Annotated in this window: 23 protein-coding genes; 14 read left to right on the top strand and 9 right to left on the bottom strand. The window is 68.4% G+C overall.

Annotation, left to right across the window (positions count from 1 at the left end):
* Position 1: 1 nt before the first annotated feature.
* A complete protein-coding gene (zapE, locus tag IEY21_RS14545; RefSeq protein ID WP_188905072.1) occupies positions 2-1,033 on the bottom strand; it encodes a cell division protein ZapE in 1,032 nt (343 codons plus the stop codon).
* Positions 1,034-1,072: 39 nt separating this feature from the next.
* Positions 1,073-1,771 (bottom strand): S4 domain-containing protein, encoded by a 699-nt coding sequence (locus IEY21_RS14540; RefSeq protein WP_188905071.1) that lies wholly within the window; start codon positions 1,769-1,771, stop codon positions 1,073-1,075.
* Positions 1,772-1,876: 105 nt separating this feature from the next.
* Here IEY21_RS14540 and IEY21_RS14535 point away from each other — a divergent pair, with 105 nt between their 5' ends.
* The 5 genes from IEY21_RS14535 to IEY21_RS14515 all read left to right on the top strand — a co-directional run bounded on the left by IEY21_RS14535 (position 1,877) and on the right by IEY21_RS14515 (position 7,572).
* A complete protein-coding gene (locus IEY21_RS14535; protein ID WP_188905070.1) occupies positions 1,877-2,314 on the top strand; it encodes a DUF3197 domain-containing protein in 438 nt (145 codons plus the stop codon).
* 317 nt (positions 2,315-2,631) lie between these two features.
* Positions 2,632-5,349, top strand: a complete 2,718-nt coding sequence (locus IEY21_RS14530; protein WP_229753126.1) for a putative bifunctional diguanylate cyclase/phosphodiesterase — start codon at positions 2,632-2,634, stop codon at positions 5,347-5,349.
* A 141-nt stretch (positions 5,350-5,490) separates the two neighbouring features.
* Positions 5,491-5,865, top strand: a complete 375-nt coding sequence (locus tag IEY21_RS14525) for a nuclear transport factor 2 family protein (protein WP_188905068.1) — start codon at positions 5,491-5,493, stop codon at positions 5,863-5,865.
* Positions 5,866-5,956: 91 nt separating this feature from the next.
* The gene (gene rlmB, locus IEY21_RS14520; protein ID WP_188905067.1) at positions 5,957-6,673 is read left to right on the top strand and encodes a 23S rRNA (guanosine(2251)-2'-O)-methyltransferase RlmB; all 717 of its coding nucleotides are present in this window, start codon (positions 5,957-5,959) and stop codon (positions 6,671-6,673) included.
* Positions 6,673-7,572: an aldose 1-epimerase gene (locus tag IEY21_RS14515; RefSeq protein ID WP_188905082.1), complete on the top strand. Its 900-nt coding sequence runs from the start codon at positions 6,673-6,675 to the stop codon at positions 7,570-7,572. The genes rlmB and IEY21_RS14515 overlap by 1 nt, the downstream gene beginning before the upstream one ends.
* 1 nt (position 7,573) lies before the next feature.
* On the opposite strand, the gene IEY21_RS14510 is transcribed toward IEY21_RS14515, so the two are convergent.
* Positions 7,574-7,792: a hypothetical protein gene (locus IEY21_RS14510; RefSeq protein WP_188905066.1), complete on the bottom strand. Its 219-nt coding sequence runs from the start codon at positions 7,790-7,792 to the stop codon at positions 7,574-7,576.
* An 83-nt stretch (positions 7,793-7,875) separates the two neighbouring features.
* Complete coding sequence (locus IEY21_RS14505) at positions 7,876-8,946, bottom strand: S1C family serine protease (RefSeq protein ID WP_188905065.1); 1,071 nt, start codon at positions 8,944-8,946, stop codon at positions 7,876-7,878.
* A 142-nt stretch (positions 8,947-9,088) separates the two neighbouring features.
* Here IEY21_RS14505 and IEY21_RS14500 point away from each other — a divergent pair, with 142 nt between their 5' ends.
* From IEY21_RS14500 to IEY21_RS14465, 8 genes are all read left to right on the top strand, one after another.
* On the top strand, positions 9,089-9,577 hold the full coding sequence (locus IEY21_RS14500; RefSeq protein WP_188905064.1) for an EVE domain-containing protein: 489 nt from the start codon (positions 9,089-9,091) through the stop codon (positions 9,575-9,577).
* Entirely contained in the window at positions 9,561-10,061 is a 501-nt protein-coding gene (locus IEY21_RS14495) for a GNAT family N-acetyltransferase (RefSeq protein WP_188905063.1), read from the top strand. Before IEY21_RS14500 ends, IEY21_RS14495 begins: the two co-directional genes overlap by 17 nt.
* 229 nt (positions 10,062-10,290) lie before the next feature.
* Positions 10,291-10,908, top strand: coding sequence for a 1-acyl-sn-glycerol-3-phosphate acyltransferase (locus tag IEY21_RS14490; protein ID WP_188905062.1), 618 nt, complete (start codon positions 10,291-10,293; stop codon positions 10,906-10,908).
* A 183-nt stretch (positions 10,909-11,091) separates the two neighbouring features.
* Positions 11,092-11,892 (top strand): ABC transporter ATP-binding protein, encoded by an 801-nt coding sequence (locus tag IEY21_RS14485; RefSeq protein ID WP_229753125.1) that lies wholly within the window; start codon positions 11,092-11,094, stop codon positions 11,890-11,892.
* The gene (locus IEY21_RS14480; protein ID WP_188905061.1) at positions 11,889-12,641 is read left to right on the top strand and encodes an ABC transporter ATP-binding protein; all 753 of its coding nucleotides are present in this window, start codon (positions 11,889-11,891) and stop codon (positions 12,639-12,641) included. Before IEY21_RS14485 ends, IEY21_RS14480 begins: the two co-directional genes overlap by 4 nt.
* 40 nt (positions 12,642-12,681) lie before the next feature.
* Entirely contained in the window at positions 12,682-13,905 is a 1,224-nt protein-coding gene (locus tag IEY21_RS14475) for an ABC transporter substrate-binding protein (RefSeq protein ID WP_188905060.1), read from the top strand.
* Positions 13,906-13,986: 81 nt separating this feature from the next.
* On the top strand, positions 13,987-14,877 hold the full coding sequence (locus IEY21_RS14470) for a branched-chain amino acid ABC transporter permease (RefSeq protein WP_188905059.1): 891 nt from the start codon (positions 13,987-13,989) through the stop codon (positions 14,875-14,877).
* Positions 14,874-15,830 (top strand): branched-chain amino acid ABC transporter permease, encoded by a 957-nt coding sequence (locus IEY21_RS14465; protein ID WP_188905058.1) that lies wholly within the window; start codon positions 14,874-14,876, stop codon positions 15,828-15,830. The genes IEY21_RS14470 and IEY21_RS14465 overlap by 4 nt, the downstream gene beginning before the upstream one ends.
* A gap of 358 nt (positions 15,831-16,188) precedes the next feature.
* On the opposite strand, the gene nrdR is transcribed toward IEY21_RS14465, so the two are convergent.
* The 5 genes from nrdR to dnaB form a co-directional block, all read right to left on the bottom strand.
* On the bottom strand, positions 16,189-16,641 hold the full coding sequence (nrdR, locus tag IEY21_RS14460) for a transcriptional regulator NrdR (RefSeq protein WP_188905057.1): 453 nt from the start codon (positions 16,639-16,641) through the stop codon (positions 16,189-16,191).
* Between the two features lie 24 nt (positions 16,642-16,665).
* A complete protein-coding gene (locus tag IEY21_RS14455) occupies positions 16,666-17,406 on the bottom strand; it encodes an SDR family NAD(P)-dependent oxidoreductase (protein WP_188905056.1) in 741 nt (246 codons plus the stop codon).
* 38 nt (positions 17,407-17,444) lie between these two features.
* Complete coding sequence (locus IEY21_RS14450; RefSeq protein ID WP_188905055.1) at positions 17,445-17,651, bottom strand: hypothetical protein; 207 nt, start codon at positions 17,649-17,651, stop codon at positions 17,445-17,447.
* Positions 17,652-17,748: 97 nt separating this feature from the next.
* Complete coding sequence (locus tag IEY21_RS14445; RefSeq protein ID WP_188905054.1) at positions 17,749-18,423, bottom strand: NUDIX domain-containing protein; 675 nt, start codon at positions 18,421-18,423, stop codon at positions 17,749-17,751.
* Positions 18,423-19,769, bottom strand: a complete 1,347-nt coding sequence (gene dnaB / locus IEY21_RS14440) for a replicative DNA helicase (RefSeq protein ID WP_188905053.1) — start codon at positions 19,767-19,769, stop codon at positions 18,423-18,425. The genes IEY21_RS14445 and dnaB overlap by 1 nt, the downstream gene beginning before the upstream one ends.
* Before the next feature lie 460 nt (positions 19,770-20,229).
* Between dnaB and IEY21_RS14435 the strand changes: the two genes are divergently transcribed.
* The gene (locus tag IEY21_RS14435; RefSeq protein ID WP_188905052.1) at positions 20,230-20,622 is read left to right on the top strand and encodes a type IV pilin protein; all 393 of its coding nucleotides are present in this window, start codon (positions 20,230-20,232) and stop codon (positions 20,620-20,622) included.
* Positions 20,623-20,800 lie beyond the last annotated feature (178 nt).

The raw sequence follows: 20,800 nt of genomic DNA, 5'->3' as shown, positions 1-20,800 counted from the left end.
GCTACCCCTCCCCCACCGGCGGGGTCGTCACTTCCCCGTGGGCCTCGCGCAGCAGTTCGGAAAGGCGCGACAGGCAACGGCTGTACTTCTTGGCGTAGGCTCCGTGGCGGTAGGTCTCGGAAAACAGCGTGTTCAGCGGTGTGCCGGTAAAGGCCGCCCGCAGCCCGAGGTCGTAGAGCTTGTCGATGAAGTGAACGAAGCGCAGCGCGATGTTCTGGTCGTCCATGGGCACCAGTGCCCCCACGCCCACCGCCCCGACCCCCTGCAGCAAGCCGGGAAAGCGGCTGGGATGCACTTCCAGCAGGTGCCGGTTGAGGTCACGGTGCGTGACGACCGCCAGCGTGGCGTGGTCCTGAAGGGCCTGCCACGCGGCGTATTCGTCGGCCGTCAGCACGCCCTCGGGCCGGGTGCCGCGCTGACGGAAGTCGGGGCCGTCGATGCGCTGGGTCTCGAAGCGCTCCGCGATGCCCTGGATCTGGCGCTGGAAGTCGCTGGCATTGAAGCGGCCCTGTCCCAGCGCGCCGGGTTCGGTGTTGCTGGTGGCGACCACGCTGGTGCCGCCGGGCATCAGCTGACCCAGAAAGGTGTTCGCCATGTGGGTGTTGCCCGGATCGTCCAGCTCGAATTCATCGATGAGCAGCAGATCGTGGCCCCGGAAGGTATCGACCGCGCGGGTCATGCCCAGCGCGCCGATCAGGTACATCAGGTCCTGAAAGCTCATGATGGCGCGCTGGCCCTGTGCGGCGTGGTACGTGCTGGCAAGCAGGTGCGTCTTGCCCACCCCGAAACCGCCGTCCAGGTACAGCCCGCGTCCCTCGGGGCGGCGCCGGCGGAACAGCCGCAGGCCGCCGGGACGTTCCCGGGGGCCCTCTAAGAAGGCTTCCAGCTGCCCGCGCGCCGCCGCCTGACTGGGAAACTCGGGATTGGGCCGGTAGGTCCCGAAACGCACGTCCTGAAACCGGGCGCTGGGTGCCAGGGCCTGCGTGAGCGCCTGGGGATCGGAGGCTGGATGCCGGGCCAGCAGGTCGATCATGCGCGGGCCGTCCCGGTGGCCGGGCGGTCCACGCCGGGCTCAGCGGTGAACTTCAAGCTCGACCTTGTGATTGCCCCGGCGGGTCTCGTTGACCACGCGCTTGAAGTCGATGCGTCCCAGGCCCTCGGCACTGAGGCTGTCTCCCTCGCGGATCTCGCTGCTCGCCCGCGCCGGGCCACCGTTCAGGCGCACCTTGCCGCCGTCTATGCCCTGCTGGAAGTACGCCCGGCTGACCCCGAACCCCTTGGCCCCCACCACGTCCACCCGCATGGACGGCACGACGACCTCGCGCAGCTTGCTGCCCCGGCCGGCCGTCTCGCCGACCTCCTCGACCTCCACGGCGCGGCCCCCCAGCTCACTCAGCGCTCCCAGCGTCTGGGCAGCCTGACCGGTGGCCGCGACCAGAAAACCGCCGCGTTCCTCGCGCAGGTCCCCGAGCTGCTCTTCCTTGAGCTCCAGGCGGCGCAGCTGCACCGCGAAATCCTGCAGGTCCCAGCCCGGCGCCGCCTGCGCCGGAGTCAGCCGCAGCACCGTGACCCCCGCGTCGACCTCGGGAATATGGGCCGGGTGCAGGGTCAGCACCACCCGCCGCGCGTCGGGAAAGCCCCCGGCGATGCGGTGGCGCACCTCGGGGTCGTTGAGCAGACGGCGGTCAATGTCGTCGCCGTCCAGAAAACCGGTGCGGATCACCCGGCCCCCCGCAGCCTGGGCCACCAGCGTGGAAAGTTTGGGCTTCATGTTCCGCAGGATAGTGCCTGAAGCCGCGGGAGACCCCGGGCGGCGCGGCCCACAGGGGCGTCAGAACAGTGCGCGGCGACGGTCCAACTCTGTACACTGCCGTCCATGCACATTGCCGATCCGCTGGGCCTGCCGGGCGCGCCGCTCGAAACCCTGAGTGCCGTTCTGGAGCGCTGCGCCCAGCTGCCGGACCCCGCGGGAAGGGGGCAGCTGGTGCTCGTGACCGACCGTCAGGGCCAGCGGGACACGTCGGGCTACGCGGCGCTGCTCGTCACCGGGGAACACGTGATCGTCACGGCAAATGCCTTTGGCCCGCGCTTCGGGCGCCCTGGCATGGCGGCGCTGATCGAGCTGGTGGACTGGACCCAGGCGCGCGGCTGGCCGGTCCGCGAGGCGGTGCTCAACGCCTCGGATTTCACGCGCGTGATCGACGAGCCGGACGCCGCCGAGATTGGCCGCCTGATGGCCGCCAGCAGCCCCAGCGACCCCGGCATCTACCGGGTGTGGCCGACGGCGTGGCGCGAGGAAACCTGGCAGGAATAACGCGGGGGAGCCCACTGGCCCGCCGTATGCCCTGTCTTGAGGGACGGGACAGACCCGTGCCCTGAGGGCGGCGTTCCCACCCCCTCAGCACCTCCACCGCGCCCTGTTCTCCCCCACCGGGGGGGCCTGGATGGGGGCGGCGCACGGCTGTGACGTGTTTATTGAATGATTCGGGTAAGAGTTCAGGTGGCAGGATGCCCGGCAGAGAGAACCGGCCTCTGCGGGCACGTTCCTTTCTGGCCGCCCTTCCTTCGCCGTCTTCCCCGACCGGCCCGTCTGATTCCCCCAGCCGTCTGCGGACGCGAGGTACTTCCAGCGTGACTCCCCCTTACATCCCCCACCCTTCCCTGACCGGCGCGCTCCATGACCCTCGCCCCGCGCACAGCCTGGCGCTGCAGACGGCGCTGGGCGACCTGCTGCGGGTTCACGCGCCGGGCGCCACGCTGCTGGCACAGGTGGGCGATGACGTGCTGCGGGTGGACCCGGACGGCCTGACCCTGACCGGCCAGGAACTCGTGCCGCCCGACGCGTGGTTCGAGCGGGGCGAGATGGGCTGGCTGAGCCGCGGCGGCGAGCTGCTGGGGCTGCTGTGGTGCGAGACCGGGCCGGTGCCGCAGCTGGCCCTGGACGTGCTGACCATGCTGCTCTCGGCGGCCCGCTCGGACAGCGCCCACCGCGAGGCAGAGGTGCTGGTCACGCAGCTGCCGGTGGCCACCGCGTGGCTGACGCCGGATCTGGTCTTTCGGCGGGTCAGCCGCCCGTTTCTGGAACTGTGCGCCCTGACCGACGCCGAGGTGCTGGGGCAGTCCGTGGCCGGAGTGCTGCCCGGACGGCCCGGCCTGCTCGCGGCGCTGACGCAGGCGGCGGCGGGCCGCTCGGTGCGCCTGCCGGATGAGCCCTTCGAGGCGGCGGGGCGGCGCTGGGTACGCGGTGAGGCCAGACCGTACCTGGGCGGCTCGGGCGCGGGCGTGATGCTCACGCTGCAGGACGTCACCGGCGAGTACGAGCGGGCCTCGCGCATCTCGGCGCTGCTCGACACCCGGCAACCCGCCGCGCTGCTCTCGGCCTCGGGCAACGTGCTGCACGCCAGCCCCGGCCTGAGCGAGCTGGCCCCACCCGGCGCCCCGGTCCCGACCGGCGCTCCGCTGTGGACCTGGCCGTGCTTCGCGGAGGTGCCGTGCGAGACGGTGCGCGGCCTGATCCAGCTCGCAGCCGGAGGCGGCGCGGCGCGGGCCGACGTGGCGCTCGCCGGCGGCGGCGTCATGACCCTGAGCGTGCGCCGCGCCGCCGAGTCCGGGCTGCTGGTGGCCGAGGGCGTCCAAGACGAACGGGGCACCCAGACGTCCCTGGGCCTGATCTCGCAGGTGCTCGCGCTGTCCGAGGACGCCACCCTGATGGTCGACGCTTCCGGACGTGCCCAGCTGGTCAGTGACCGCGCCGCGGCGCTGCTGGGCGTGGAGGCCGCGCGGCTGGTGGGCCTGGGCATCTCCCGGGTGCTCGGCGAGATGGGCGTGCGCATCTTCACGCCCGAGGGCCATCCGCTGGCACTGCCCGACTGGCGCGAGGTGAACCTGCCGCTGCGCCGCGAGCTGCTGCTCGCCCTGCCCGACGGCACCCTGCGTCACATGGAACTGCGCGCCACCGCCGTGGAAACAGAGGGTGCGGCGGGCAGCGCGGTCCCCGGCCCCCTGCGGGCCGCCAACGGCAACGGCGCGCTGCTCACCCTGCGCGACATCACGGCGCTGCGCCGGGCCCAGGCCAAGATGCACCACGACGCCCGGCACGACGCCCTGACCGGTCTGCTCAACCGCGCGGGGCTGCGCGAGGCGCTGGGCCGCGCGGAGGGACCGGCGCCGCGGGCCGACGCGGGCGTGGTGGTGGGCCTGGACATCGACGGGTTCGGGGCGCTCAATGCCGCGCTGGGCCGCGTGGCCTGCGACCGGGTCTTAATCGGGCTCGCTGCCCGGCTGAACGATCTGGTCGGCGACCAGCGCGGCCACGCCGCCCGGCTGGCCGACGACTCCTTCGCCGTGGCGCTGTACGGACTCACGGCGGCGCAGGCGCTGTCCACGCTGGACAAGGTGCTGGACGCTCCGTTGCGCGCCGGGGGCCGGGAGGTGGCCCTGACCTTCGCGCGTGGGGTGGTGGACCTGCACGGCGCCACGCCCGAACAGGCCCTGGGCGACGCCGAGATCGCGGTGCAGCACGCCCGCCGCCAGGGCCGGGCACAGGTCAGCGTCTTCGAGCCGGACATGCGTGCCCAGGTCACCGACGCCTTCGAGCTGGAAGAAGCCCTGCGCGGCGCACTGGAGGGCAAACAGTTCACGCTGCTGTACCAGCCGATGATCAACCTGCAGGGTGGCCAGCCCATCGGGGCCGAAACGCTGCTGCGCTGGCAACACCCCACGCGCGGCCTGCTCACCCCCGGACATTTCCTACCGCTGGCGGGCCGCAGCGACCTGATCACCCACATCGGCGAGTGGGTGGTGCAAGAAGCCCTGCGCGGGCGCGGCAGCGTGCAGGCAGCCCTGCCCGGGCGCTTCGAATCGTGGCGCGTCAGCGTGAACCTGGGGCTGGAGGAACTGCGCCGCAGCGCGGGCCTGGGCCGCCTGCTGCCGCTGCTGAACGCCCAGGGTGCGCCCGACATTGAGGTGGCGGCGGAAAGCCTGCTCGACCACAGCCAGGAAACGCTGGGGCTGCTCGAACAGCTGCGTGGCCTGGGCGCCCACCTCAGCGTGGATGACTTCGGCGACGGCGCGAGCAGCCTCTCGGCCCTGACCCGCTTTCCGCTGAGCGCGGTTAAGCTGCACCCCACCCTGACCGCCCGCCTCCCCGGCGACCGGCGCGGCGTGGCGCTGGTCCAGGGCACGGTGGATCTGGCCCACCGCCTGGGCCTGAGCGTGGTCGCCGTGGGCGTGGAAACCGAGCAGCAGTTGCAGATGCTGCGCGAGCTGGGCTGTGACGCCGCACAGGGCTACGCGATCTGCGAGCCGCTGCCCGCCCCCGAGCTGATCCGCTGGCTGCGGGAGCGCTGAGGACACACCCGGCTGAGCCCCAGGATGGGTCCCGGCGGCGCCACGCCCCCTGCCCTCTCTCCCATCCATCAATTCTTCACACCCCCGGACAAGGTAAGAGGCCTCACCCTCGCCTGCCCCGCGGGGATGGTTTGTTGGGGCATGTCCACCACCGAAGAGTTCATGGCCGCCCTGCAACAAGCCGAGTCCAGCCAGGATCCCGCGCCGCTGGTCGCCCTGCATGCCGAGGAGGTCACGCTGCAAAACCTCACCCAGAAGACCTGGCAGGGCACCGACGGCGCGCAGGCTTTCTGGAGCGCCTACCTCAGCGACTTCGAGACCATTCGCAGCGAGTTCACGAACCACAGTGAACACGGCGGCCTGGGCGTCATGGAATGGACCGCCACGGGCCGGCTCAAGGGTGGCCGGCCCATCGAATACCGGGGCGTGAGCCTGATCGAGATCAAGGACGGCAAGGTGGCGGCCTTCCGCACGTACTACGACAGCGCCGCCTTCGTGACTCCGGCCCAGTCCTGAATCGGCCCGGTCCTGAACTGGCCTGACCCTGTCTGTCTCCTGACCCCCGTGATGGGGGCTTTTGCCGGCGGGGTGGTCTACACTGCCTGCCATGTTGCTGTACGGACGGAACCCGGTGCTCGAAGCCCTGCGTGATGGGCGGGTCAATGAGGTGCTCGTGGCGCGCGGCGTCGAGGAAGCCTTCGTGCGCGAGCTGAAGGATACCGGCGTGCGGCTGCGCTTCGCTCCACGCATCGAACTCGATCAGCTGGCCGGCACCACCGCGCATCAGGGCGTGCTCGCCGAGGTCGAGGACCTGAAGTGGGCCACGGTGGACGACATCCTCGACCGGGCCGAGTCGCGCGGCGAGGACCTGCTGATCGTGCTGCTCGACGGCATCACCGATCCGCGCAACTTCGGGGCGATCATCCGCAGCGCCGAGGTGCTGGGGGCCCACGGCGTGGTGGTCGAGGAACGCCGCAGCGCTCCGCTGTCGCCGGTGGTCGCCAAGACGGCGGCCGGGGCGACCAGTTACCTGCCGGTGGCCCAGACCAAGAACCTGCCCCGCCTGATCGACGCCCTCAAGGAGGACCGGGTGTGGGTCTACGGCGCGGCGGGCGAGGCCGCGCAGGACGCCGCCCAGGTGGACTTCAGCGGGCGGGTGGCGCTGGTGGTGGGCGCCGAGGGCGAGGGCATGCGCCGGCTGGTGCGCGAGAAGTGCGACGCCCTGGTCAAGATTCCCACCCGCGGTCAGGTGGACAGCCTGAATGCCTCGGTGGCGGCGGGCATCCTGATCTACGAGGTCATGCGCGGCCGAAGCGCCAAGTGATGTCTTTCCCCGGGCGCGTGGAGACCGTCCGCAGCGCGGCCCTGACGCTGGAGGTCCTTCCTTGGGTGGGGGGCAGCGTCCTGAACCTGCGCGCAGCGTCGGGCCGTCCGGTCCTGCGCCCGGTGGAGCTGGAAGCGGTACAAACCAGCAGCCAGTGCGCGTGCTTCACACTGATGCCGTTTTCCAACCGCATCCGGGACGCCCGTTTCTCCTTTGAAGGCCGCGAGATTCAGCTGCGAAAAACCGGGGACGGCATGACCCAGCACGGGGACGTCCGCAACCGCCCGTGGCGCGTGGAGCGCGTCGCCGACGACCACCTGCGCTGTACCTTCGACAGCCGCGACTTCACCGATATGAACTGGCCGTGGGCCTTTACCGCGTGTACCGAATACCGCCTGCACGGCCCGCACCTGGACCTCAGCGTGACCCTCACCAATGCCGACGCGTCACCCATGCCCGCCGGGCTGGGGCTGCACCCGTACTTCGCGCGCCTTCAGGACGGAACAGATCCCCGGCTGCAGTTCGGGGCCGACCTCACCTACGACACCGACGCCCAGCAGTTGACCGTGGGGGGGCCCCGGGACCTGCACCCCGCCGAGGATTACCGCCGGCCCCACCCGCTCGGCGAACAGCACCTGGACCGCACCTACACCGCCTGGGACGGTCTGGCCCGGCTGGACTGGGGGGAGCGGGCACTGGTGCTCACCGCCGACAACGTGTTCTCGCATCTGGTCGTGTTCACCGCGCCAGACGGAAGTCTGGCACTGGAACCCGTCTCGCACGCCACCGATGCCTTTAACCTCGCCGCCCAGGGCACCCCGGGCGTGGACCTGCGGGTGCTGGCCCCGGGACAGAGTCTGGCCGGGGCCGTCCGGCTGTCCCTGGAAGGCCACTGGTAGGTCAGGCCGCGTTGGTCGCCAGCAGTTCACCGTCGGCGCTGCGCAGCTCAAAACCGGGCCGGGACCGCCCGGCCAGCCAGCGCAGGGCGTCCAGCAGATCGTCGGTCTCGCGCATGACCTCGGGCCGGGCGTCTCCGGTCCAGACCACCCGGTAAGCGTGGGGCACGGCAGGCGGCGTCCACGGCGCACCTGCCTCCTCTTTCACGAAGGCTCTCGACATCCCGCCAGTCTAGGTGGGCGGGGTGAAGGCGGGATTGGCGGCGCGTGGCCGTGTCTTTATCCGTTGCCTGCCGCGGCTCCCGGCTACTCGCGCAGGCCGGGCAGGGTCGCCCGGGCGACCAGGGTGATGCGGGTTTCCTGCGGCTGCTGACCGCGCAGGTAGCCGATGGTCACAGTGTCTCCCACCTCGGCTCCACGGATGGCGCGGATGACCTCGTTGGCGTCGCGGGTGCGCTCGCCGCCCACCGTGGTGATGACGTCGCCCAGCGAGATCAACTTGTCCTCGCGGTCATACGCGCTGCCGCGCAGGCCGGCCCGGGCCGCCGGGCTGTTCTCGACCACCCGTCCGATCACGCCGCCCGCCGGGGTGGTCAGGCCGCTGTGTACCGGATCGAAGACGATGCCGACCACCGGGGCGTCCCGCTTCTCGCCGGTTCGCAGGGCGGTGATCAGGTTGTCGCCGTCCATCACCGGTACGGCGTAGCTGCGCCGGGTCTGTCCGCTGCCGTCCACACTGATGTAGCTCACCACCCCGATGGCCCGGCCCGCGCTGTCAATGATCGGTCCGCCGCTGTCTCCCGGGGCCAGCGGCGCGTTCATCTCCAGGGTGCCCTGCGGAAAGTCCGCGCGGCCCGCCTCAGCCCCCAGGCGCAGCAGACGCCCGCGCCGGGGCTGCAGGAAGTCGCCCCCACTGTTGCCGATGGCGAGCACCGTCTCGCCCACTTTGGGGGCGCGGCTGTCGAGCTGCAGGTACGGAAACGGCCCGCGTCCCTGGACTTCCAGCAGTGCCACGTCGGCGCGGGCGTCGAAGGCCGTCACCGTGGCGCGGTAGGTCCGGCCCTCCAGCGTACTCACCTGAAACAGGCGTCCCAGGCTGACCACGTGGTAGGCGGTCAGCACCTGTCCGGTCTCGCTGATGAAAAACCCGGTGCCCAGGCCCGCCTCGCGCGTCTGGGGATCCAGACTCTCGACCCGTACGGTGGCCGGACGCGCCTGCTCGAACAGGGCCCGCGTGGCCGGCGGCAGCGTACCCGGCAGGGTGGCCGAGACCACCGGCTCGCGGGGCACCAGCGTAAAGGTCGGCTGGCCCTGCGAGAGCAGGTAAGCGCCCAGCGCAAGGATCAGCAGAACGGGAAGCCACGGCGAGGCACGCACCCGCCCAGTCTAGAGCGGCCCAGCGGGCGGCAAGGTAGGCAAAGGCACGCACGCTGAGCCGCACGTTTTCTGGCACCCTGCCTGGGTGGGCGGGGCCTTTGCCCTCGTTCCCCGCTCTTCCTTCCGCTTTACCCTGTGCTGCATGCCCGCCTCCTGCGCCCTTCAGTTCTGGCTCCTGAAATCCGAACCCGACGTCTTCGGCTACCCCGACCTCGTGCGGGTGGGGCGCGAAGCGTGGAACGGCGTGCGCAACTACCAGGCGCGCAACTTCCTGCGGCAGATGCGGGAGGGGGACGTGTGCCTGTTCTACCACTCCAACGCGAAACCGGCGGGCATCGCCGGGGTGGCGCGCGTGGCGCGGACCGCCTACCCGGACGACCTGCAGTTCGACCCGGCAAGCGCGTACTTCGACCCGGCCAGTCCGCCGCAGCAGCCGCGCTGGAGCATGGTGGACGTGGAGCCCGTGCGTGCCTTTCCCGCTGTGCTGGGCCTGGACACCATCCGCTCCCTGCCCGAATGGCAGGACTCGCCGCTGGTCCGCAAGGGCACCCGCCTGAGCGTGCTGCCGGTGACAGCGGAGCAGTTTGACGCGGCCCTGAAGGCGGCGGGGCTGAATGCCGATTTCCTTTGAGCCCCTGGGCGAACGCCACGTGCCCCTGCTCACCCACTGGCTGCAACAGCCGCACGTCCGCGCCTTCTGGGACGATGGAGAACGCGACGAGGCGGCGGTGCAGGCCCACTACTTCCGCCCCGGGCGGCACGTGCCCGGCTTCGTGTTCCTGGTAGACGGCCAGGCGGCCGGCTTCATCCAGCGCGAACAGGTCACGGCGGGCCATCCCTTCTTCGCGTGGGCGGCCCCCCACGGCGAGACCTGGGGCATTGATCTGCTGATTGGGGAGGCGGCGCTGACCGGACAGGGGCTGGGACCCCGGGTGATCGCCGCCTTCATTCAGGAGTTGCGCACACAGCGTCCCGCCACCGCGCGCCTCCTGATAGACCCGGCCCCGGACAACCGGCGGGCCCTGCGGGCCTACGTCCGGGCGGGCTTTTCCGCCCTCACCGTGATTGCGGGCGAGAACGGTCCGGTGCAGCTCATGGCCCTTGACTTCGGGTAACACCCCCATTGATGAAGACCGCCGTCAGGTCTCTGTCACGGCCCGGCGGGAAGACTGTGGTATGGAATTCGCGCTGGCCGGACTGACCATCGTCATCTCGCTGCTGCTCGCCGCAGGACTCGAGCGGCCAGCGCCCCGCCGGGCCGGAGAACCGGTCAGACCCCGCAAGGGCTGAGGCCGGAGGCCGGACCATGCCCGGTCTTTCCGGCTCCGCCCGTATACTCGCCGGGTGTCGATCACCTGGCAGGGCCGTCCACACACGCTGGGGTCGCGTGTGGCCCTCTTTCTGCTGCGTCTCTCGGGCTGGACCCCGCTGCTCGCTCCGCCGCCTCCGGGCACCGTCAAACTGGTCAGCGCCGCTGCGCCTCACACCAGCAATCTGGATTTCTGGCCGGGGCTGTTCTGGAAGTGGGCCACCCGGATTCCGCTGCACTGGGTCGGCAAGCGCGAGCTGTTTGCCTTTCCGCAGGGCATCTTCATGCGCGCGGTGGGCGGCATCGCGCTGGACCGGCGCCGCGCCGGGGGCAACTTCGTGGACGCGGTGGTCTCGGTGATTGACCGGGAACAGGAGATCGTGCTGCTCGTCGCGCCCGAGGGCAGCCGGGGACGGGCGGACCACTGGAAGACCGGGTTTTACTACATGGCCCTTCAGGCAAACGTGCCGATTGCCGTCACTGCCCTGGACTGGAGCAAGAAGCGCGTGGGCATCGTGGGCTACGTGCAGCCGACCGGCGACCTGCCTGCCGACTTTGCCCGGATTGCCGCGCTGCTCGACGGCGTGCGGGGCCGCAAACCCGAGAACGAGACGCCGGTGGTTCCCCGGCCCGGTCCGTCCGCCGCCCCCTGACCTGCCCGGCGCAGGGCTGCCGGAGCGTCCCCCCCTCCCTCCCCGGCGGGTAACCGGTCGCCCGGCATCCGCTGAACGGCCGCTGTCACCCATTTGTAACGCCAGAACGCTAGACTCCTGGCGTACCACAATTCGATCCATTTCAAGGAGGACGATGCTTTACCCTGCATCCAAGCGTCAGTCGTGACGGCCCAGACCCTACCCGGTTCCCCGGTGGGCGTGGGCCCCGGGCCGACCGTGGCCCTGGAAGCGCGCCAGCTGGTTAAGGAGTTCCGGGGCTTCCGCGCCACCAACGGGGTCAGCCTGGACATCCACGAGGGCGAGATCCACGCGATCATCGGACCCAACGGAGCGGGCAAGACCACCCTGTTCAACCTGCTGTCCGGCTTTCTGAAACCCACTTCCGGCGAGGTCCGGCTGTTCGGACAGCGCATCGATACCCTGCCTCCCCACCAGATCGTGCGGCGCGGGCTGTCGCGCTCGTTTCAGATCAGCAGTGTCTTTCCCAGCATGACCGTGCGCGAGAACCTGCTCGTCGCGCTGCAATCGCGCAGCCGACTGCCGGGGCAATTCTGGACACCGATCTCGCGGCTCGAAACGCTGGGGCCCCAGGCCGACGCCATCTTGGCCGATGTGGGGCTGGCCGAGTCGCACGCCCGGCTGGCGGCGGACCTCAGCCACGGAGAAAAGCGGCAACTGGAAATCGGCATCTCGCTGACCCAGAACCCGCGCGTGCTGCTGCTGGACGAACCGACCTCCGGCATGGGCTCCGAGGGCATCGCCCGCGTGATCGCCCTGGTGCGGCAGGTCGCGCGCGGGCGCACGGTGGTGCTTGTCGAACACAACATGAGCGTGGTCTCTGAACTCGCCGACCGCATCACGGTGCTGCAGTACGGTGCGGTGCTCGCGAGCGGCAGCTACGAGCAGGTCCGGCAGGACCCGCGCGTGATCGAGGCCTACCTGGGCGACGAGGCACACGAATGAGCGCGCCCCACACCGCTTCGGCCCCCCGACCCACCCGAGTAGACCCGGGGACGGCCCCGCTGCTGCAGGTCCGTGACCTGAATGCCTACTATGGCCAGAGCCACGTGCTGCACGGCGTCAACCTGCATGTGCAGCCCGGCGAGATCGTCAGCCTGATCGGGCGCAACGGCGCGGGCAAGACCACCACCCTGCGCAGCATCATGGGGGCGCTGCGCACCCGCACCGGCAGCGTGACCTTTGACGGCCAGGACATCCTGCGCCTGCCCAGCAACCGGATCGCCGCGCGCGGCCTGGCGTGGGTGCCCGAGGAACGCGCCATCATGAGCACCCTGACGGTGCGCGAGAACCTGGAACTGCCGCCGGCCCGCCCGGGAGGCTGGACCACCGAGCGCGCCTACCAGGCGTTCCCGGTGCTGCGCGAGCGCGGCCACCACCCCGGCAGCAAGCTCTCGGGCGGCGAACAGCAGATGCTCGCCATCGTCCGGGTGCTGCGCAGCGCCCCGAAACTGCTGCTGCTCGACGAACCCAGCGAGGGCCTGGCCCCGGTGATCGTGCAGCGCATCGGCGACATCATCGAGGAACTGCGCGCCGAGGGCCTGTCGGTGCTGCTCGTCGAACAGAACCTGAAATTTGCCACCCGCCTCGCCGACCGTCATTACGTCTTCGTGGACGGCCAGATCGTCGATGAGGTGGCCCGTGAGGACGCCCTGGCCCGCCGCGAGGACCTGCTGCGCTACCTCAGCGTTTGAGCCCCCCGCCCACCATCTTTTCTCCCTGGAGGAGTCCACCATGCAAAAAACCAGACTGACCGCCATGATCGCCGCCACCGCCCTGTTTTCCATGACCGCTGCCCTGGCGCAGGGGGCCAAGCTCAGTGACAACGCCGTCAAGGTGGGCGTGCTCACCGACCTGTCCGGCGTGTACTCGGAACTCTCTGGTCCCGGCAGCGTCAAGGCCGCGCAGATGGCCGCCGACGACTTCATGGCCGCCAACGCCGCGTACAAGGGCAAGGTGCAGGTCGTGGGCGTCGACCACCAGAACAAGGCCGACGTCGCCAGCAACAAGGCCGCCGAGATGATCGACCGCCAGAACGTGGACATGCTTGTGGACCTGCCGACGAGCTCGGCCGCGCTGGCCGCCTCCGAGATCGCCAAGGGCAAGAAGATTCCGGTGATGGTCGTGACCGGCGGCACCACCGCGCTGACCAACGAGAAGTGCAACAAGTACACCTTCCACTACGCCTACGACAACTTCATGCTCGCCAACGGCACCGGCACGGCCGTGACCAAGCGCGGCGGCAACAGCTGGTACATCATCTACCCCAACTATGCCTTCGGTCAGGACCTCAACCGACAGATGTCGGCGGCGGTGCAGGAAAACGGCGGCAAGCTGGTGGCCCCCAGCGACGCCACGCCCTTCCCGAACACCGACTTCTCCTCGTACCTGCTCAAGGCCCAGAGCCTCAAGCCCAAGATCTTCGGCACCATGCAGGCGGGCAACGATCTGGTGAACGTGGTCAAGCAGTACAACGAGTTCGGCCTCAAGAAACAGGGCATCGGCCTGGGCATCGGTCTGCTGTTCGAGACCGACGTGGCCGCGCTGGGCCAGGACGCCTTTGCGGGCGCGCTCGCCACCGTGCCGTGGTACTGGAACCTCGACCAGCGCAGCCGCGACTGGGCAGCCAAGTTCGAGAAGGCCTTTGGCAAGAAGCCCACCTGGGCGCAGGCCGGCGTGTACAGCGCCACCATGACCTACCTGCAGGCTGTGGCCCGCGCGGGCAGCGACAACGGCGACGCCGTGGTCAAGGCCCTGGAAGGCCACCGCTTCAGCGATTTCTTCGCCCGCAGCGCCTACATCCGTCCGCAGGACCACCGCGTCACCCTGGACGTGTACACCGTGCAGGTTAAGCCCAAGGCGCAGGCCAAGGAAGCGGGCGACATCTTCACCAAGGTGGCCACCATTCCCTCGGCCAGGGCCTTCATGCCGCTCAGCGAAAGCAAGTGCAAGTTCTGAGCCAGGGCTAGAGGTCGGGGGACCGGGACCCGCTGCGGCCATCCCGGTCCCTGACCCCTTCTGCACCTCACGGAAGACAGAATGAATACACAACTGCTGCTGATTCAAGTGTTCAACGGCCTGGTCAACGGCGCGTTCTACGCGCTGCTGAGCCTGGGCCTGGCGGTGATCTTCGGCATGCTGCGCATCGTGAACTTCATGCACGGCGCGCTGTACATGCTCGGGGCCTTCGCCGCCTTCGCCCTGGGCCAGGCCTTCGGACTGGGCTTCTGGCCCTCCCTGATCCTGGCTCCCCTGATCGTGGGCGCGCTGGGCATGCTGCTCGAACGCACGCTGCTCTCGCGCCTGTACGGGCTGGAACCCAGTTACAACCTGCTGCTGACCTTCGGGCTCACGCTGTTGACCCAGGATCTGGTCAAACAGGTGATGCTGTCGCAGTTTGCGGTGTCCAGTGCCCCCTACACCACGCCGGACATCCTGACCGGAGTGGTGAACCTGGGCTTCGTGGTCTTTCCCAAGTACCGCCTGTTCGTGATCGCCCTGACGCTGGTGATCTGCCTGATCACGTGGTTTGTGATCGAGAAGACGCGGGTGGGCGCCATCATCCGCGCGAGCACCGAGAATCCGGGCGTCACGCGGGCCTTCGGCATCGACGTGAGCAAGTGGGTCACCGGCGTCTTCGGCGTGGGCGTGGGCCTGGCCGGACTGGCGGGCGTGCTCGCCGCGCCCATCTACAGCGTTGAGCCGTACATGGGTGCCGAGCTGATCATCACCACCTTCGCGGTGGTCGTCATCGGCGGCATGGGCAGCATCCTGGGAAGCATCGTGACCGGCTTCGCGGTGGGCGTGCTCGCGGCGGTGGGCGCGGCGATCTATCCGCCGATTGCCAACACGCTGGTCTTTATCCTGATGGCCATAGTGCTGCTCGTGCGCCCCAGCGGGCTGTTCGGGCTGCCCGAGGGGGCACGGTGACCGCCCTGCCCCGCACCGCCGCCCGACCGGGCCGCGAACGCAATATCCGCGCCGCGTGGCTGATCGGCCTGGGACTGGTGCTGCTGATCCTGCCCCGGCTGATCTACCCGGTTCTTGCGCTGGACATTCTGGCGTGGGGCCTGTTCGCCGTGGCCTTCGACCTGCTGTTCGGCTTTTCCGGCCTGCTCTCGTTCGGGCACGCCGCCTTCTGGGGCGGCAGCGCCTATGTCACCGCCTACCTGCTCTCCAACGGCCAGAGCGTCCCGGTGGCCATGCTGGGCGGCACGCTCAGCGCGCTGGCCCTGGCCGTGCCCATCGCCTTTCTCAGCGTCCGCAGCGCGGGCATCTACTTCAGCATGATCACGCTGGCCTTCGCCCAGATGGTGTATTTCGTGGCCCTGCAGTGGACCGACGTGACCGGCGGCGAGAACGGCCTGCAGGGCTTTGACCGGCCCAGCCTGCTTGGGCTGGACTTCAGCAACAGCACCACCCGGTACTACTTCTGTCTGGTGGTCTTTGCCCTGGGCTTCTACATCGCCTACCGCACGGTGCGCAGTCCCTTCGGGCAGGCGCAGCAGGCGGTGCGCGACAACGAACAGCGCGCCCAGAGCATCGGGTACAACCCCACACGCTTCAAGTTCACCGCCTTTTTGATCAGCGCCGGGTTGGCCGGGCTGGCGGGCAGCATGTATACCTTCGGGCACGGCGTGGTCAGCCTGGACGTGACCAAGTGGACCACGAGCGGCGAGGTCGTGATGATGACCCTGCTCGGCGGCACCACCACGCTGTTCGGCCCGGCGGTGGGCGCGGGTCTGGTACTGCTGCTGCGCGACCGCCTGACCACCTCGGACCTGCCGGTGGGCATCGTGACCGGTCTGGTGTTCGTCGTGGTGGTGCTGTTCTTCCGCGCCGGGGTGGTCGGCACGGTGCAGGGCTGGCTGCGCCGCCGCTGAAGCCCACCTCTTCTCTCCCTTCTGCCCCCGCCGCGTGTGGGGGCTTTTCCTGTGATGGGCCGTGGAGCAGATGCCGGCCGGTGCGTCTGCTCCACGGCCCAGGTTCATGATCCAGGGGCACCGCTCACCCATGACAGCTGGGCTTTTCCGGGTCCCTGAGCTCCGGGAACACCCAGAATCCTGACCTGAACGCTTTTGCCCGCACAAACATGCAGGCGGGATCTTGGGCGACTTGCCAGGAATGCCGTCCCAGCGCCGGAGTTTCCAGGCAATGTATAAATTTGACATCCGCCGTATTTGGCGCTATATTTTTCCTATCACCGTCCGAGAGGGCGGATTTTTTATTGCTGCTCAGCCCTCACCCGTCATCCTTGTCCTTGAGCCCCCGGATTTCCTCGATAAAACGTTCCAGGCTGTCAAAGTCGCGGTAGACGCTGGCAAAGCGGATGTAGGCCACGTCGTCCAGCGGGCGCAGAAAGGTCATGGCCCGCTTGCCGATCTCCTCGCTGTCGATCTCGGCGGCTCCCACCTCGTCCTCGAAGCCGTAGGCGAAGGCACGCAGGGCTTCGGGCTCCACCGGGCGTTTCTCGGTGGCCAGGGTCAGGCCGCGCAGCAGCTTGTCCGGGTTGAAGGCCTCACGCGGGCCGCTGCGTTTGACGACCATCAGCGGCTCAAGTTGTGCGCGCTCATAGGTGGTAAACCGCCGGGCACAGTTCAGGCACTCGCGGCGGCGGCGGATGCTGGCTCCGTCGTCACTGGGACGGGAATTTACCACCTTGCTGTCGGGCGCAGAGCAGTAGGGGCACCTCACGGCGTGGCCCTCACAACCCCGACCTCACAGAACCGGGGCACCGAACACCGGCACCTCGGGCAGACGCACCTTGGGGGCTGGGGCCAGGGGAACGTCCATCACGTTGCCGCGCAGATGGCGCATGCGGGGGGTCGCGAGTGCCAGGACCACATCGGCCAGCGGACGGTCCAGCGCCTCGTCCCCGCTGCTCGCCCGCGACGGCAACAGCAGGTTCAGGCGCAGGTCCTCGCGTGCGCCCGCCTCAACCAGGCCGCGCAGCGCGCCGCGTTGCGGGTGGGCCTGCAGCCCCGGCTCATCGGTGTGCGGGCCGACGATGGTCAGCCAGGTATCGGGCAGGCGGCGGGCCAGGATCTGCGCGATGGCGACGCTGCTCTTGACGTTGCTGTTGAACAGTTCCATCCATTCGTTCTCGCTGAGCATCGTGAAACTGGCCGACGTGCGCTTGTCGGCCAGATGCACGATGCCGTGCAGCACGCCGAAGATTTCCAGGATGCGGTTCTGTGCGCTTAGCCAGTCCAGCGGCACCCCCACATCTGCCTTGATCGGAATGGTGTGGCCGCCCGAGTGTTCCAGGGCGCTCGCCGAGGCCGCCAGGGTCTCGCTGTTGTTCCCGATCAGCACGACGCTCGCCCCGATGCGGGCCAGCGCGGCGCTGATGCTCTTGCCGTAGCCCGAGTCGGCTCCGGTCACGGCGATCACCTGCCCGGCCAGCACCTCGCTGAACGGCCCGGGCGCACGGGTCTGGGGGGAGGAAGGGTGTGTCATTGCTTCCAGCATAGCGCCGGCCCTTCTCCTTTTCGGAGCTACCCGGCCTGAGGCAACGGCTTGAGGGCTTCCAGCGGCGGATCACCCGCGCGGTGGCCCTTGTTGCAGGCGTGACACCAGTACGCCTGATCTCCATCGCGCAGATCGTGCAGGGTCAGGGGCAGTCCACAGTCGGGACAGACATGTGCGTATCCGCGTCCGCTGGCCGGATACGGGTCGGCTTCCTTGCGTAACAGACGCTTCATATTCTGATGATAGCAGAACGGATCCGGCTGTCAAATGCCGCCCACCCGCGCGGGCACCGGGTCCAGGCCATCCTGCCCGGTTCCAGTTCTTCCGGACCTACAAATCCGGTTCGTCAGTCAGTTCGGTGTCGTTGACCGTCACGCCCGGCTCGCCCACCCGGCGGCGCTTGCGCAGCATGGCGGGTTCCTTGTCCAGGTTGAAGACGAAGTGACGGGGACGGCGCTCGCGCAGCCAGGTTTCCAGGGCGACCAGCCGCGGGCGGAAGCGGATGAACTCGCGCAGCTGCCGGATGGGCACGAAGCGGGCCTCCTGCACGTCGCGGTCGGGGTCGCGCGGTTCCAGCTTGCCGCCCGCTTCACGGCCTGTGTAGAAGAACTGCAGGTGGTGTCCCCAGGTCTGCGCCTTGAACTCCACGATAAAGGCCAGATCCCGCAGTTCCACGACCAGCCCGGTTTCCTCGAAGGTCTCGCGGCGCGCGCCGTCCTGCACGAGTTCGCCGGATTCCAGACCGCCCTTGGGCAGCGACCAGCGGCCCCGCTCGCGCACGAGCAGGATCTCGTCGCCGCGCAGCACGATGCAGCCCACCGCGATGCGCGGATCGGCCAGCGGGCGCTTCTGTCCACGCTTGCTGGGCGCGGCGGGCGTGGGCACCGCCACCGTGTTCGTTACCTGTCCGGGCTTGAGCTGCGCCGATCCCGTATTGGGGCTGCGCCGCCGCCGCCGCCGCCGCTGTCCGCCTGCCCCCGCATTCTTGACGCCGTCACCGGTCATTACACACCCTCCGGGGCCAGGTCGTTGAAGCGAACATGCGAGCTGTGGAACTGCAGCCGGACCGTGCCCACGGGACCGTTGCGCTGCTTGCCGATGATGATCTCAGCAATGCCCTGCTGATCGGTTTCCTTGTTGTAGTACTCGTCGCGGTAGATGAACATCACGATGTCGGCGTCCTGCTCGATCGCGCCGGATTCTCGCAGGTCGCTGAGCATGGGACGGTGGTTGGGCCGCTGCTCCACCGCGCGGCTGAGCTGACTCAGCACGATGATCGGCACTTCCATCTCGCGGGCCAGACCCTTGAGACCGCGCGAGATGGTGCTGATTTCCTGCTGGCGGTTGTCGCTGCCACCCGAGCTCTTGCCCCCCGACATCAGCTGCAGGTAGTCGATGACCACCAGGCCCAGCTGTCCGTGCTGAGCGGCCATGCGCCGCAATTTGCTGCGCAGCCCGTTGAGGGTCAGGTCCGGCTCGTCGTCGATGACCATCGGCGCCTCTGCCAGGCGGCCCGCCGCGTGTGCCAGCCGCTCGAAATCCCGCTCGTTGAGCTGCCCGCTGCGGATGCGGTTCATGTCCACCCGCGCTTCGCTGCACAGCATGCGCAGGGCCAGCTGCACGCTGGGCATTTCCAGGCTGAAGACCGCGACCGTTTTCTCACCGCGCAGCGCCACGTTCTGGGCGATGGACAGCGCAAAGGCCGTCTTGCCCATCGAGGGCCGCGCCGCCAGCACGTTCAGGCTGCCCTTCTGCAGGCCCGAGATCTGCTCGTCGAGGTCCTTGAAGCCGCTGCTGACGCCGTCCGGGATGCCCTTGTTCTGGTGCAGCAGCGTGATGTACTCGAAGGTGTCGTGAACGACCTCTCCCATCGCCTGGGACGCCTCGCCCTTCTTCTTGTGCTCGGCGACCTCGAAGATCATCTTCTCGGCGCGGTCAAGCAGGTCTTCCAGCGGAAGCTGGGCGTCGTACGCCAGCTGCATGGCCTTGCCCGACGCGCTGATCAGCTGACGCAGGGTGTGTTTCTCGCCCACGATGCGCGCGTAGTGTTCGGCGTAGGCGGCGGTGGGCACCTGATCCGACAGGCCGATCAGGTAGGTCAGTCCGCCCACCTCGTCCAGCTGGCCCTTGCCGCGCAGATCCTCGCTGAGCGTGACCAGATCGACCGGCTCGCCGCGCTCCTGCAGCGTGCGCATGGCAGCAAAGATCTTGCGGTGGCCCTCGCGGTAGAACATTTCTGGAGCCACCGTGTCGCCCAGTTGCGACAGGGTGTCGTTGTCGAGCAGAACGCTGCCCAGGACGCTGATCTCGGCATCATTGCTGTGCGGTGGAACGCGCGGCGTGAGTTCCAAAGGGGTACCTCTCCTTCCCGGAAGCAGCCTCATCGGCGCGGCCTGGGGTGGCCGCTGCGGCACGAGGGCGGCGGGGGTTGATTGAAATGACCAGCAGGGTGGGGACTCGAAAAAGCCGTCCCATTCGCCGTAAGCCTTCTGCAGATGAGCAAGCCCGGGCCGAACTGACGCGCAGCATAGCATCCACAGCTTGCCAGGGGTGCAGGGAGAGAAAGTCTTACAAAGCTGCAGTAAGGCAAACGATTCAACAGAAAAGCCGATGACAACGGCCTCTGAGCAGCATCATCTTAACCCTGAGGCAGAGCCGGACGACCCCGGAATCGTAAGACTCCTGTGAGGCCAGCCCCATTAATCTCTGTTCAAGCAAGGACGGGAGACACCCGCACCTGCACAGCCATAAGTAGGTGGGCCGGACCCATACATACATCATCCGGCAGGCCGAACCGCTAAGGAGTACACCATGAAGAACGGAACCCAAGGCTTCACCCTGATCGAACTGCTGATCGTGATCGCCATCATCGGCATTCTGGCGGCGGTGCTGATCCCCAACCTGCTAGGCGCCCAGAAGCGTGCGTACGATACCGGCGCTCAGGCCTGCGCCAAGAGCATTCAGACCGCGTTGGCAACGAAACAGATTGACAGCCAGACATATGTGAATAACGCGTCTGAAACAAAAGCCACCCTTACCGCTCTCGAAGGTGTCAGTGCTGGCTGTGCTAAGGCCGAGATCCTGATTAAGAACGCCAGCACCAGCGTCGCAACCTACAGCTTCCAAATCGGTGATACCCGTGGCGCCAAAACCTACACCGTAACCCCAAGCGATATGGTCGCCACCACTACCGTTATCAATTAAACTACAGAGATTTAAAAAACCTACATCATCGTCTAATTCATTAAACCCGCCCCTTAAGTACAAAGGGCGGGTTTAACGAATTGATAGCTGCGTAAAAACTCAGGAGTTGCACCTGCATAACGACGCCAAAGCGCTCCCAGCCGAGAGAATCTGGGAGTGTCGAAGTCACAGATTCTGG

Source organism: Deinococcus aerophilus, assembly GCF_014647075.1.
Lineage (GTDB): Bacteria > Deinococcota > Deinococci > Deinococcales > Deinococcaceae > Deinococcus > Deinococcus aerophilus.
This window is presented reverse-complemented; position numbering and strand designations above follow the sequence as displayed.